At 74.1% G+C, this 14,049-nt stretch carries 8 protein-coding genes and 4 pseudogenes; 10 read left to right on the plus strand and 2 right to left on the minus strand.

Annotated features, from left to right (window positions below):
• Positions 1 to 285: 285 nt before the first annotated feature.
• The 8 genes and pseudogenes from E1265_RS22335 (at position 286) to E1265_RS22370 (ending at position 9,366) form a co-directional block, all read left to right on the plus strand.
• A complete protein-coding gene (locus tag E1265_RS22335) occupies positions 286 to 798 on the plus strand; it encodes a hypothetical protein (protein ID WP_132932671.1) in 513 nt (170 codons plus the stop codon).
• A gap of 67 nt (positions 799 to 865) precedes the next feature.
• The gene (locus tag E1265_RS22340; RefSeq protein WP_243741012.1) at positions 866 to 2,185 is read left to right on the plus strand and encodes a hypothetical protein; all 1,320 of its coding nucleotides are present in this window, start codon (positions 866 to 868) and stop codon (positions 2,183 to 2,185) included.
• A pseudogene (locus E1265_RS22345) lies at positions 2,182 to 3,488 on the plus strand (VWA domain-containing protein). The gene E1265_RS22340 and the pseudogene E1265_RS22345 overlap by 4 nt, the downstream one beginning before the upstream one ends.
• Before the next feature lie 40 nt (positions 3,489 to 3,528).
• Positions 3,529 to 4,655: pseudogene (locus tag E1265_RS22350) on the plus strand (AAA family ATPase).
• Positions 4,652 to 7,490, plus strand: a pseudogene (locus E1265_RS22355) (hypothetical protein). Before E1265_RS22350 ends, E1265_RS22355 begins: the two co-directional pseudogenes overlap by 4 nt.
• Before the next feature lie 67 nt (positions 7,491 to 7,557).
• Positions 7,558 to 7,884 carry a plasmid stabilization protein gene (locus E1265_RS22360; protein ID WP_132932660.1) on the plus strand — a complete coding sequence of 109 codons (327 nt, stop codon included), beginning with the start codon at positions 7,558 to 7,560 and terminating at the stop codon, positions 7,882 to 7,884.
• A gap of 105 nt (positions 7,885 to 7,989) precedes the next feature.
• The gene (locus tag E1265_RS22365; protein ID WP_132932662.1) at positions 7,990 to 8,499 is read left to right on the plus strand and encodes a helix-turn-helix domain-containing protein; all 510 of its coding nucleotides are present in this window, start codon (positions 7,990 to 7,992) and stop codon (positions 8,497 to 8,499) included.
• Positions 8,500 to 8,532: 33 nt separating this feature from the next.
• Positions 8,533 to 9,366, plus strand: coding sequence for a M23 family metallopeptidase (locus tag E1265_RS22370; protein ID WP_132932664.1), 834 nt, complete (start codon positions 8,533 to 8,535; stop codon positions 9,364 to 9,366).
• 18 nt (positions 9,367 to 9,384) lie between these two features.
• Here the strand turns inward: E1265_RS22370 and E1265_RS22375 are convergent, their stop codons facing one another.
• The gene (locus E1265_RS22375) at positions 9,385 to 10,425 is read right to left on the minus strand and encodes a LacI family DNA-binding transcriptional regulator (RefSeq protein WP_132932666.1); all 1,041 of its coding nucleotides are present in this window, start codon (positions 10,423 to 10,425) and stop codon (positions 9,385 to 9,387) included.
• Between the two features lie 158 nt (positions 10,426 to 10,583).
• On the opposite strand from E1265_RS22375, the gene E1265_RS22380 reads away from it, so the two are divergent.
• Together E1265_RS22380 and E1265_RS22385 are read left to right on the plus strand one after the other, a co-directional pair.
• Positions 10,584 to 12,905, plus strand: a complete 2,322-nt coding sequence (locus E1265_RS22380; protein WP_132932668.1) for a glycoside hydrolase family 3 N-terminal domain-containing protein — start codon at positions 10,584 to 10,586, stop codon at positions 12,903 to 12,905.
• Between the two features lie 89 nt (positions 12,906 to 12,994).
• Entirely contained in the window at positions 12,995 to 13,834 is an 840-nt protein-coding gene (locus tag E1265_RS22385; RefSeq protein ID WP_132932670.1) for a siderophore-interacting protein, read from the plus strand.
• Between the two features lie 29 nt (positions 13,835 to 13,863).
• Here E1265_RS22385 and E1265_RS22390 read toward each other — a convergent pair.
• Positions 13,864 to 14,049 (minus strand): annotated as a pseudogene (locus tag E1265_RS22390) (IS982 family transposase); the annotation flags it as partial.

Consider the following 14,049-nt stretch of genomic DNA (forward strand, 5'->3'; position numbering starts at 1 on the left):
CACGGAGGTCGTCACGGGGGACTCCTTGGCTGTCGAGTGGCGGGGCCGCTCCGCCTATTAGGGAAAATTCCCGAGTCGGTGTCAATAACACCCCAACAACGGCGTGAAGGATGATTCTGTGACGAATCCGGTGATCCGATGATGCGCTGAGCGGCCACGCTCGGTGTTCTGATGGATTGTCAGTGGCCTTCGCCATGCTGTCCCCATGATCGACGCGGCGGGGGAGAACCCGCGTCGATCCTCACACGCATGGGCGATGGCGCGGGCGCGCCGGGCGGGAGATCGATGGTCGTGAACGTCGACGTCGAGGACGTGGGGAAGGTCGCGTGGGAGCGCGACAGCACGGTCCGGGTGGTGGAGCCCGCGCGGCCCCGCAAGCTGGCGAAGGTGCCCTTCGTCGAGCTCGCCGAGGGGCGGCTGCAGGGGGTGGTGTCGAGCGGATCCGACCTGGCGCGGGTCCACGTGTCGTCGATCGCCGCCCGCACCCACGGCTTCAGCTGCGGCACCAACAACAACCGCCCCTGCGGCGGTCTCGGCCAGCGGCCGTGCAAGCACCTCAAGGCGGTGGTCGACGAGGCGGTGCTGCGGTACGGGCTCGAGCGCGTGGCCCGCTACCTGCACGCCGAGGTCGGCCCCGACGGCGACCTGCTCGCCGGCCTCGACGGCGGTCGCGAGGCCGGCGCGTCGGCCGCTGTCTTCAGCCGCTTCCTGCGCCACCTGGCCTACCTGGAGCTGCCCGACCACACGGCGCCGCTCCCCGAGCTCCACTGGTTCCCGGCCCCCGAGGCGGTGCGCTGATGCTGGGAGCGCAGCTGGCCGAGTTGCGCGCGGCCGAGACGCCGGGGCCGCAGCCGCCCTCGACCTGGTGGCCGGCCTCGACGCGGCGCTGGGCGACGGCCTGGCCCGCCTCGACGGTGAGCGCGCCGCCGCGCTCACCGACCTGGCCGCCGCCCTCGCCGCCAGCCCGCTCGGGCCCGCGGTGGCCGAGGCCGCCGAGAAGATCGCCGCCGGCTCCGTGACGGACGAGCACCTGGCCGCCCTGGCGGGCGCCCGCACCGCGCTGTTCGGCGCCCTGCACGACGCCGATCTCGCCGCGCTCGACGCGGCGCTCGGGCGTACCAGGGCCGAGTGGCGGGAGCCGGCGGCCGAGGCACCCGCCCCCGGCGGGGGACCGCTCGCCGGGGGCCGCTCCTGGCTGCGCGAGCTGGCCATCGCCGGCTGGCGCGGCGTCGGCCCCGACCTGGTCTCCGCCGCCGACCAGGCCGTCGAGGCGCTGCTCGCCGACCCCGCCCGCCGCCGCCTCGCGGTGCTGCTCGACGGCCTGGCCGCCGAGCAGCGCGCCGCGTCCCCGGTGGCCGCCATGGAGCGGCTGCCCCTCAGGCGCTGGGCGGACCTGTGGGCGCGCGCCCTGCTGCTCGCCCGGGAGGGTGAGCCGGCCGCCCCGGCCGAGACCGTCTCCGGCCGGCTGCTGATCCTCGGCGCCGACGCGCACGAGCACGGCACCGTCGCCCAGGTCCAGGCGCACGCCATCCTGGAGCCCGCCGCCGGCGGTCCACCGCGCCTGGTCCGCACCGCGGTCAGCGCGGGCAAGGTCGACACCATCACCGGGCCCGCCGTCTGGCGGCTGCCGCACCGCCACCCGGCGCTGCTCGCCGCGCTCGCCGAGCGCCGGGCCCTCGAGATCGCCGAGCTGCCCCTGCTGCCCGGCGGTGACCTGCTCTGGGACGACACCCGGGCGACCGTGGGCGAGCCGACCGATCCGTTCGCCACCGCGCGGGTGCTGCTGCCCCTGGCCGTCGCCCCGCCGGTGCCGCCACTGGAGCGCCATCCGGTGCGGATCGCCGAGCCCGTGCTGGTCGAGGGCTACGGCTCCGACGGCGTCACCCTCGGGCTCGACGGCATCACGCTCCCGCTCGACGCGCGCCGGCTGCCGGCGCGCGGGCCACTCACGCCGCGGCTCGTGGCGGCTTCCTCGGCCTGCATCGGGCTCCTGCGTCGGGACGGCGACCGATGGCTGCTCCAGCCGCTCGCGCTCCAGGCCACGGTCAAACGCGCGCCCGTCGAGGCGCACAGCGGGGACTGGGCGCTCGGCGTCACCGACCCCAGGATCGCCAAAGCGGAGGCGCGGGCCGGTGACCCGGTCGCCGTGCTGCGCGAGCGAGCGGGACGGCTGCTGCGGAAATGACCGACGTCAACGGCGCACAGCCGTACCGGAACCGCCGCCAGGTCCTCTACTGGCGCCTGCTGTCCCGCCTCTTCGACCACGAGGAGCAGCCCGCCCTCGAGTCCGCGAGCGTGGCCGCCGTCGACGACCTCGGGCTGCCGCCCGCGCTCCTCGCCCCGGCGCTCTCGGTGGACAACCTGGTGCAGCGCTTCCCCGAGCTGGCCGACGCCTTCCAGGACCTCACGGACCGCGCCGAGCGCCCCGAGGGCGTGGCGGGCGCCGAGGAGGACCCGCCCGAGCAGGCCAGGCGCGCGGCGCTGGTCTCCAAGCTGCTGCTCAACGTGTTCGCCACCGGCGGCGGCCCGGTGACGGCCGAGCAACTCGCCGACTGGCAGCGGGACGCCGGCTGGTGCCGGCGCGCCATGGGCACCGAGGCGGCGCGGAGCTGGCCGGCACGCTGGCCGGCATCGAGGGCGAGCTGGTCTCCCGCATGCGGCTGCGTGAGGTGCTCGCCGACTCGGCGCTCGCCGGCCGGCTGACCCCCAGCATGTCGCTGATCGAGCAGCTGCTGCGTGACAAGGCCAACCTCTCCGGCGTGGCGCTGGCCAACGCCAAGGCCCTGATCCGCTCCTACGTCGACCAGGTCGCCGAGGTCCTGCGCACCCAGATGCGGCAGACCAGCGTGGGCACCGTCGACCGGTCGGTGCCGCCCAAGCGGGTGTTCCGCAACCTCGACCTCGACCGCACCATCTGGAAGAACCTCACCAACTGGAGCCCGGAGGACCAACGGCTCTACGTGGACCGGCTGTTCTACCGGCACACCGCCAGGCGCACCACGCCGGCCCGGATGATCGTGGTGGTCGACCAGTCGGGATCGATGGTCGACGCGATGGCCAACTGCACCATCCTGGCCTCGATCTTCGCCGGGCTCCCCAAGGTCGACGTCCACCTCGTCGCGTACGACACCCGCGCGCTGGACCTCACGACCTGGGTGCACGACCCCTTCGAGACCCTGCTGCGCACCACCCTGGGCGGCGGCACCAACGGCACCGTCGCGATGGCCGGGGTCCGGCCGAAGATCGCCGACCCGCGCAACACCGTGCTGGTGTGGATCTCGGACTTCTACGACAACCAGGCGCTGATGACCGACTTCGAGTCCCTGCGCCGCTCCGGCGTGAAGGTCATCCCGGTCGGCTCGGTGAACGGCTCGGGTGGCGCCAGCGTGAACCCGTGGTTCCGCCAGCGCCTCAAGGACCTGGGCACGCCCGTCATCTCGGGCCACATCCGCAAGCTCGTGTTCGAGCTCAAGAACTTCCTCGCCTGACCTGACCGCGTCCGTGAACGTTCCCACGAAGGAAGCACCCATGACCGACACCGACATGCTGCGCGCCCCCGCCGAGGTCAAGTACGCCGAGGAGCTGGACTGGCTGGAGTCCGTCGACGACGGCCCAAGCCGTTCTCCTGGCGGCTCAGCCCCCGGATGGTCCGGCTGTTCATCCTCGGCTCCGAGCGGGCCGACGGCCTCGACCGGAAGATACCGCGGAAGTGGTTCGGCGACCGGAGCTTCGTCGAGCGGTGCATCGTCACGCTCGCCTCCGACCGCGGGCTGCTGCTCATCGGTGACCCGGGCACCGGCAAGAGCTGGCTGGCCGAGCTGCTGTCCGCGGCCGTCAGCCGCGACTCGACCCTGGTCGTCCAGGGCACGGCCGGCACCACCGAGGACCACATCAAGTACTCGTGGAACGACTCGATGGTGATCGCCAAGGGCCAGTCCCGCGCGTCGCTGATCCCCTCGCCGATCATGACCGCCATGGAGCGCGGCGTCATCGGCCGCTTCGAGGAGCTCACCAGGGCCACCAGCGACGTGCAGGACGCGCTGATCTCCATCCTGTCCGAGAAGTACGTGTCCATCCCCGAACTGGACGGCGGCAGCGGCGACAACGTCGTCTTCGCCAAGCCGGGCTTCTCCGTGATCGCCACCGCCAACAGCCGCGACCGGGGCGTCAACGACCTGTCGGCCGCGCTCAAGCGTCGTTTCAACTTCGTCCGCATCCCGGTGGTCACCAACAAGCGCAGCGAGGCCGAGATCGTCAGGTTCCGCACCAGCGAGCTGCTGCGCCGGCACCGGATAGAGCTCGACGTGCCGCCCTCGCTGCTCGACATCCTGCTGCAGAGCTTCGCCGACCTGCGAGCCGCCGCCGCCTCGGCCACCAGCGACCAGCGGCTCGAGTCCTCGCTCTCCACCGCGGAGCAGATCGGCGTCCTGGAGGACGCCATCCTGCACAGCCAGTTCTTCGGTGAGCGCGCCCTCGGCGCCCGCACCCTCGCCGGCTCCCTGGTCGGCTCGCTGGCCAGGCGCAGCCCAGAGGACCTCGCCGTCCTCAACACCTTCTGGCACGGTGTCGTCGAGCCCCGCGCCAGGAAGGACGAGGGCGGCCCCTGGCAGGACTTCCTCGAGGGCGGCCGCGACGCGATCGCCACCCTGTCATGAGCCGGCCGACCACCTCGGGGGCGGCGCCGGTCACCGCCCCGCCGTTCGCCGCCCTGCGCGAGCAACTGCTGGCCGCGGCCGACGAGTTCGCCGGCGGCGCGGGCGCGGTGCCCGACATCCTGGCCGGCATGGTCGACGACGTCGACCGCGCGCTGCGCGAGGAGCCGGAGATCTTCCCGGTGTGCCACCACTCGCCGGCCTCGGCGCTCGCCATGGCCAGGCGGCTGCGCGAGAAGAGTCCCACCGTCATCCACCTGGAGCTGTGCGAGGACCTGCGGCCGCTCCTCGACGAACTGCGCAACTGTCGGCTCCCCGTGGCGCTCCAGGTGTTCGCCACCGAGCTCGACGGCTTCCCGCCCGACTGGGCGCCGCTCAGCGTGGTCGCGCCCATCACCGAGGCATCCGCCGAGTACCAGGCCATCGCCTACGCCCTGGGGACCCCGGGCGTGGAGCTGGTGCTGGTCGACCGCTCGACCGACCACGTCTTCCAGTGGCTGCGGCGTGACAAGCGGAACGAGGGGAACGAGCGGGACCAGCGGGAGGAGGACGAGCGGGTGGCGTCCGCCGAGGCCGCCCTGCACGGCGACGCGGTCGGCATCGAGCTTGGCGACCTGCGCCCCCGCTTCGCGGAGTTGGAGGAGCACCTGCTGCACCACGGCCGGGTGCGGCACTGGAGCGAGTGGTGGGACCAGTACGTGGAGCGGCCGCTGGCCGGCGCCGACTACGAAACCTCACCGCCAGGTCATGGTGATGATCGGCAGCCTGTTCCGGCGGCTGCGCCCGGAGCGACCCGAGCTTGACGCGCGGGACGAGGACCGCGAGCGCCACATGGGGACCAGGATCCGCGAGCACCTGGCGACCTCCGGCGCCGACCCGGCGCGCTGCCTGTACGTGTGCGGCGCCTTCCACGCCGCGAGCCGGGTGGAGCAGTTCGGGCTCGCGGCCGATGCCCCGCCGTACGAGATCGGCCCGCGCACCGGCACCACCTGGCGGTACGGGCTCATCCCCTCGAGCTACTCGGCCATCGAGGCGCAGTTCGGCCTGGCCCAGGGGGCGGTGTCCCTCTCGGCGGCCGCCTGGGAGCGGGCGCTCACCCGGCACCGCGTGACCCCCTACCGGCTCAGGGCCCGCGCGTCCGGCGGCGGCGCCTCCGGCGGTCGGCCCCGGCGCGGCCGGGCCACCGCCGCGGCTGACCGGCCGGCGCCGCCCGCCGACCGTCTCGCCGGATTCCTCGGCACCCCGCCCGAGCCCGAGGGGCTCGACGCGGAGGAGCTGCTCGGCTGGTGCGTGGACATCGTCCGGCTGGCCCGACGCAACGGCTACCTCGCGAGCACGGCCGACGCGATCGCCGTCTACGAGACCTCGGTGCTGCTGGCCGGCGTGCGCGGTCGCGACCGCCCCACCGCCTACGACTTCGAGGACGCTGCGGTCACCTGCATCGAGAAGGGCGCCGTGCCCGGCCGGCGCGACGTCCGCCGGCTCTGCGGGATCCTGCTCGGCGGCGACCGGATCGGGTCCGTCGGCTACGACGCGCTCCCGCCGCTCGCGCGTGACGTGCTCGACCGGCTCGCGCCCCTCGGGCTCAACCTCCAGGCCCGCACCAACCAGCGGGCGCTGCTCGACCTCGATCTGCGGCCCTGCCCGGACCTGCTGTGGATCCTGCGCCGCCTGCTGGGGGACGTGGCCCGCCCGATCATGGGGGCGCGCCGGCTCGGCGAGCGCTCGATCCAGGAGAGCTGGGACCTGGCCATCGGGCGCGAGCAGCGTGCCATCGTAGAGCTCGGCTACGAGGGCGTCACCATCGAGCAGGTCCTCGAGCAGCGGCTGCGCCGCGATGCCTGGGCCCCCACCGCCACCGCGGCGGCCGCGCTCGAGGGCGTCGAGGAGGCCGTGCTGTACCTGGGCGGTGGGCGGCTCGCCGACGAGCTCGGCGCGCGCGCCGTCGAGCTGCTCGCCGCCGAGCGCACCGTGGACCACGCACCCCGGGTGGTGCGCCAGGTCCGCCGGCTGCTGGCCCACTACCGCGTCACCCAGCCCGCACTGCCGAGCTGGTGCGAGGAGTTCGTCACCGCGGGCTACGCGCACTACTGCACCCTGCTGCCCACCGCGTTAGCCGACGACGACGCCGGGGTCCGCCAGGTGGGCGCCATGTTCGGCTTCCTCTTCGGCATGGAGAGCCTGGCGCTGTCGCTCGGCTGCGACCACACCCAGCTGGAGCTCGCCGTCCGCCAGGCGCATCCCGAGGTGCCGGAGAAGGTCGCGCTGCTGTGGGCGGCGAAGTCACGGCTCGGGCTGCTCTCCCAGGACGAGCTGCGGGAGCGCTGCGCCGAGCTGCTGACCAACCCGCTGGTGATCCCCGCCTTCCCGCGCTACGTGAGCGGGTTCGTGCAGGCCCTCGAGTCCGTGCCGACGCTGGCGCCGTTCGTGGTGGAGGTGGTGTCGAGAGCGTTCGCCGACCTGCCGGACGCGGTGCTGCCGCCCTGGCTGCCCCGCCTGATCACCACCCTGCGTGCCGACGGCGGTGGCCTGCTGCCGCTACTGGTCCGCGAGGCGGGCCGCACCTTCCCGGCCACGCTGCCCGCCCTTGACGGCTGGGTGCCGCCGTGGTCGGCGGAGCGGCGGAGGTCGCCGGCGCCGGCCGCCCAGCCGGTCGCGGCCGGGCCGGTCGCCGAGCTGCTGGCCGCCGGACCCGCCAGCTGCGAGGCGGTGGCCGACCTGCTCGGCCTCGACCCGGCGTGGCGGCCCGTGGCCGAGCCGGCCGCCGGCCAGCTGCTGGCCCGCCAGCCGCGGACCGCCGAGGCCGTGGCGCGGCTGCTCGCCGCCGGGCTGCCCTGACGCCGTTTGGCGTTTTCGCGGCCGGGTACTCGGCCGCGGAAATGGTCCTCGGACGAGGAGAGGTGTCATGCCGGCAGGATCGAGCCGCAAGCGGGAGCGTCAGTACGAGCACATCAAGGAAGGCGCCAAGCAGCGGGGGGCGTCCTCCGGCCGCGCCAAGGAGATCGCGTCCCGCACGGTCAACAAGCTGCGGGCCCGGTCGGGGGAGGCCAAGTCGTCGGGCCGGGTCTCGACGAAGGACACGAAGTCCGCGTACCAGCGCGGCGGCGCGCGTTCGCACCAGGGCGCGAAGGAGCCCACGAAGTTCCAGCTCTACGAGGAGGCCAAGCGCCGTGGTGTGGAGGGCCGTTCCTCGATGACCAAGGACGAACTGCGCAAGGCGCTGGGCCGCTGAGCAGACCCCCGCGCCACCCCGGAGGAGGCGGCGACCGGTTCGGGACGAGGGGCCGGTCGCCGCCTCCGTTTGCCCAGTGATTACGTACTTACGTATATTCAATGCATGGATCTCGAGGAACGGGTCGCCGCTCTCGAACGCCGGCTGGCGGCGCTGGAGGAGGCGGGCGACCGACGGGGGCCGGCGGCCCCGGCCGCCGATGGCGACTTCTGGGCGCTCGACGGGCTCAGGGCCCGGCTCACCGAGGCCGGCGCGGACGCCGGGGGTGTCCTGTTCACCGGCACCGTCCGGCTCCCGACCGGCCAGCGGTTCGACTGGCAGGACGGGCAGACGACCGAAACGCTGCTCGACCACGACTGGTCGGAGGCCGCCGAGTCCTTCGCCGCCCTCGGCCATGCCGTGCGGCTGCGGCTGCTGCGCGAGGTGCTCGGCGGCCGGCACACCGCGGCCGAGCTCGCCGCGCTCGACGACCTCGGCACCACCGGCCAGATCTACCACCACCTGCGCCAGTTGACCGCGGCCGGCTGGCTGCACGCCGCCGCCAGGGGTCGCTACGAGGTGCCGCCCGGCCGGGTGGTGCCGCTCCTCGTCGCCCTCGCCACCGCCCGGCCCTGACCCGCGCGCCGCCGACACCGAAAGGCCGAGCCGATGCTCAAGACCCTCGCCCTACTCCGGCGCGGCCTGATGGCCGCCTTCCTCGTCCAGCTGGTCGCCGGCGTCTGGCTGGACTTCCGCATGCTCTGGGGCTGGCTGCTGCTCGGCGGCGCCATGCTGGCCGGCATCGCCGCCGAGGTGGTGAACCGGCCGGCGCCGCCCGCGGGCGGCGAGGCCGCGACGGCAGTGCCGCCCGCCACCGAGGTCGGGGTCCCGGTCACCGGTCGCTGGTCGGCGCTCAACAGCCCGGCCGACAGGGTGCCGAGCCACGGCACGAGCGCCTACGGCCAGTCCCACGCCATCGACATCACGGCCGCGCCCGGGGACCGCCCGTCGCCCGCCTTCGGCTGGTGGCCGATCGTCCGCGGCAACCGGGCCTTTCCTGCCTTCGACCAGCCGCTGTTCGCGGTCGCCGACGCCACCGTCGTGCACGCCGCCGACCGGCACCGCGACCACCTCAGCCGGAACTCCTACCCGGCCCTGGCCTACCTGTTCATCGAGGGGCTGGTCCGCGACACGGCCGGCCCCGGCCGCGTCGTCGGCAACCACCTGATCCTCGACCTCGGCGGCGGGGTGCACGCCATGTACGCGCACCTGCGCCGTGGTTCGCTCACCGTCCGCCCAGGCGACCGGGTGACCGCCGGCCAACTCGTGGCCCGCTGCGGCAACTCGGGCAACTCCACCGAGCCCCACCTGCACTTCCAGCTGATGGACGGCCCGGACCTGGTCACCGCGCGCGGCCTGCCGTTCACCTGGCGCGGCGCCGGCGTCCCCGCAAACGGCGAGGAGTTCTCGGCGAACGGCGAGGAGTTGTCGGCGACCTCCTGACCGCGCCGCGCCCGGCCCTCAGGCCCGGCGCGGCGGCGCCGTCGAGCCGCGCACCAGCAGCCGCGTGGCCAACTGCACGTGGTGCGAGTCGGGGGTCTCGCCCCTGGCCAGCTGCAGGGTGGTGCGGAGGGCGACCCGGCCCATGTCGCGCAGCGGCTGGTGGACGGTGGTCAGCGGTGGGTCGGTCCACAGCGTGCCGAAGGTGTCGTCGAAGCCGACGACGCTGAGGTCGCCCGGCACCCGGAGCCCCCGGTCCCTGGCGGCGGCGAGCACGCCCATAGCGATGCTGTCGCTGCCGGCGAAGATCGCCGTCGGCGGGTCGGCCAGGTCGAGCAGCGCCTCCGTCATCCGGCGCCCGGCGTCCGGGGCGAACGACGCGAACAGGGTCAGCTCGGGGTCCGGCCGGACGCCTGCGGACTCCAGCGCCTCCCGGTAGCCGTGCAGTCGCTCGCGCGCCGGCACCGAGCGGTCCTGGCCGGTCGCATAGCCGATCCTGCGGTGGCCGAGGGAGAGCAGGTGCTCGGTGGCCTGCACGCCGCCGGCCCAGTTGGTGGCGCCGACGCTCACCAGGCTCTCGTCCAGCGGGTTGAGCGGGTCAACCACCACGAGGCCGAGGCCGAGCCGGTGGCAGGTGGCGATCTCCTCCGCCGTCAGCTCCGAGGTGACCAGGATCAGGCCGGCCCGGCCACGGGCGCTGAGCTGTTCGAGCCAGGCCGGACCCGGAGGGCGCACCCGCTCGCCGCCGTCGGGCCGCAGCACGCTGGTGACGACCTCGGCGCCCAGCTCGTCGGCGCCCGAGACCACCCCGCCGAGCACGTGCAGCGCGTAGGGATTGGCCAGCGTGTCGAACACGACCTGCACGGTCCCGGTCGGCGCCGGATCCCGGGGCCCGGTGGTGGGCGTGTAGCCCACCCGACGCATGGCCTCCCGCACCCGCTCCCGGGTCTGGCCCGAGACGCCGGGCCGCCCGTTGAGCACCTTGGAGACCGTGGCCTTGGAGACCCCGGCCGCGGCCGCGACCGCGTCGAGGGTCGCCCGGGTGCCGTTCGTTCGCGCCATCGCCTCCGCCTCGCCGTATCCAACCGCCACCCTACACGAGGGGCAGCGAAATAGTTTCGGGGATGCTTGGCTGTATTGACGGCGGCCTGTCGGCCACCTACGGTGCGAGTATTTAGTAAACAACTTGAAACTTTTTCATCGGGGCCGAAGGAGCATCCATGTCCGAGTCCGTGCCCTGGCGCGACCCCTCACTCTCCCCGGACGACCGGGTCGAGGCGCTGCTCGCCGCCATGACCACCGAGGAGAAGCTGGCCCAGCTCGGCGCCCACTGGCCGCGCGTGGTGGCGGAGGCCCAGGCCGAGGGCGCGGACGTCGCCCCCATGCAGAGCGCCTTCCAGGCCGGCCATCGCCCGTTCGAGGAGGCCGCCGCGCACGGCCTCGGCCATCTCACCCGGGTCTTCGGCAGCGAGCCGGTGGAGCCGGCCGAGGGCGTCCGGCGGCTGGCCGGCTACCAGCGCCACCTCGCCGAGCGGACCCGGCTCGGCATCCCCGCCATCGCCCACGAGGAGTGCCTCACCGGCTTCACCACCCTCGGCGCCACCGTCTACCCGGCCGCCATCGCCTGGGGCGCCACCTTCGACCCGGGACTGGTCCGCCGGATGGCCGCCGCCATCGGCCACGACATGCGCGGGGTCGGCGTCCACCAGGGCCTCTCGCCGCTGCTCGACGTCGTCCGCGACTACCGCTGGGGGCGCGTCGAGGAGACCATCGGCGAGGACCCCTACCTGGTCGGCACCCTGGGCACCGCCTACGTGCGGGGCCTCCAGGAGCAGGGCGTCATCGCCACCCTCAAGCACTTCGCGGGCTACTCGGCCTCCCGTGCCGGCCGCAACCACGCGCCGGTCCCCATCGGCCCCCGCGAGTTCGCCGACGTGATCCTGCCGCCGTTCGAGATGGCGGTCCGCGAGGGCGGCGTCGGCTCCGTGATGAACTCCTACGCCGACATCGACGGGCTGCCGGCCGCCGCCCACCACGGACTGCTCACCGGCGTGCTGCGCGACGAGTGGGGCTTCACCGGCACCGTCGTCTCCGACTACTGGGCCGTCGCCTTCCTGGACCTGATGCACCGCGTCACCGCGAGCCGCGCCGACTCCGGCGCCCTGGCGCTGCGCGCCGGCATCGACGTGGAACTGCCCGCCACCGACGCCTACGCCCAGGTCGCCGACCTGGTGCCGGTCGAGCTGATCGACCGCGCGGCGCGCCGGGTGCTGCGGCAGAAGATCGCCCTCGGGCTACTCGACCCCGACTGGCGGGCCGCGCCGGCCGAGACGGGCGGCGGTGGCACCGACCTCGACCCCGCGGGCAACCGCGCCATCGCCCGGGAGCTCGCCGAGAAGTCCGTGATCCTGCTCGACAACCACGGGGCGCTGCCGCTGCCGGCCACCGCCTGCCGGATCGCGGTGACCGGGCCCTGCGCCGACGACCCGCGCACCCTCCTCGGCTGCTACTCGTTCCCCAACCACGTCCTCTCCCGCTACCGGGAGCGCGGCACCGGACTGCCCGTCGACTCCCTGCTGACCGCGCTGCGCGCCGAACTGCGGGACGCCGACATCGAGTACGCCAGGGGCGTCGCCGTCCTCGACCCCGACCCGGCCGGCATCCCGGCGGCCGTCGAGGCGGCCGAGCGCGCCGACGTCTGCGTCGCCGCCGTCGGCGACCTGGCCAGCCTCTTCGGCCGCGGCACCTCGGGCGAGGGCTGCGACGCCGCGGACCTGCGGCTGCCCGGCGCCCAGGCCGCTCTCGTCGAGGCGCTGCTCGCCACCGGCACCCCCCTGGTGCTGGTCGTCGTCTCCGGACGCCCCTACGCGCTCGGCGCCTTCGCCGACCGCTGCGCCGCCGTCATCCAGGCGTTCCTGCCGGGCGCCGAGGGCGGCGCCGCCGTCGCCGGGGTGCTCTCCGGGCGGGTCAATCCCAGCGGCCACCTCCCGGTCGGCGTGCCGAACCACCACGGCGGCCAGCCCGGCACCTACCTCGCCCCGCCGCTCGGCCGGTTCAGCGAGGGCGTCTCCAACCTCGACCCCTCGCCCCGCTACCCCTTCGGGCACGGCCGCTCCTACACCGAGTTCCGCTACGAGGACCTGACCCTCAGCGCCGGCGACATCCCCGTGGACGGCGAACTGGCCGTCGAGGTCACGGTGCGCAACACCGGAGCCCTGGACGGCGAGGACGTGGTGCAGCTCTACCTCTCCGACCACACGGCCCAGATCACCCGCCCGGTCAGGGAACTCGTCGGCTACGCCCGGGTCGCGCTGGCCGCGGGCGCGGCCGCCAGGGTCAACTTCCGGTTGCACGCCGACCGCACCTCGTTCACGGGCGTGGACCACCGCCGGGTCGTGGAGCCGGGAACCTTCACGGTCGCCGTCGGACACTCGAGCGAGGACCTGCCCCTGACCTGCGACTTCGCCATCACGGGCACCACCCGGGTGCTGACCGGCGCCCGCGTGCTCACCACCCCGGTGGAGGTGAGCGCCGTCGGCTGAGCCCACGGTCGCGGCGGGCTCGCCGGGGTGGGCCCATTTGACGCGCCCTCCGAGTTAGGCGACCCTAACCTGGAGAGTGAGGAGAGCACGTGACCGAACGGCAGATCCCCAAGGCCCCCAGGACCCACCGCGCACTCGTGTTGCGCAGAGAGCGCCTCACCCCTCACATGATCAGAGTGGTGTTCGGCGGCGACGGGCTGCGCGACTTCGCCACCGGGCCGTACACGGACAGCTATGTGAAGCTGCTCTTCCCGGCGCCCGGAGTCGCCTATCCGCAACCCTTCGACCTGGTGGCCGTCCGCCGCGACCTGCCCCGCGAGCAGTGGCCGCGGACGCGGACCTACACCGTGCGGGGCTGGGACCCGGTGGCCCTGGAGCTGACCATCGACTTCGTCCACCACGGCGACGAGGGCCTGGCCGGCCCCTGGGCCGCCACCGCCCGCCCGGGCGACGAGCTGCACCTGGCGGGCCCGGGCGGCGCCTACGCCCCCGACCCCACGGCCGACTGGCACCTGCTGATCGGCGACGAGAGCGCCCTGCCCGCCATCGCCACCGCGCTCGCCGCGCTGCCGATCGGCGCCCCGGCCCGGGTCTTCCTCGAGGTCGGAGGCCCCGAGGAGGAGCAGAAGCTGGACTCGCCAGGATCGGTCGACATCACCTGGCTCGACCGGCCGGCCGGCGCGCCCGGCTCCGCCCTGGTCGCCGCCGTCACCGCCGCCGAGTTCCCGCCCGGCCGCGGCCATGTCTTCCTGCACGGCGAGGCCCACTTCGTCCGCGAGCTCCGCCGCCACCTGCGGCACGACCGCGGCCTCGGCCGCGAGCAGCTCTCGGTCTCCGGCTACTGGCGGCGCGGCAAGGACGAGGACGGCTGGCAGGCGAGCAAGCCCGAGTGGAACCGCCGCATCGAGGAGGAGCAGGAGGGGGCCTAGATGAATGAGTCCAAGGGGTGTTGTTGCGGTCAGTAGTCATAGGCGATCAGTGATCGCTTCACCGGCTGACCGGTCTTGTCGTTGTGCCAGATCGCCGCGGTGAGTGCGAGGACACGCGTCAGGATCCGAACGGCCACTCCTGCCGGGCTCTTACCGCCGTGTCGTTCCAGGTCAAGCTGGCCCTTGAGGGGCTGGTTGATCGACTCGATCACCTG

This window comes from Streptomyces sp. 8K308, from assembly GCF_004348315.1.
In the GTDB taxonomy this organism is placed as follows: Bacteria; Actinomycetota; Actinomycetes; order Streptomycetales; family Streptomycetaceae; genus Streptomyces.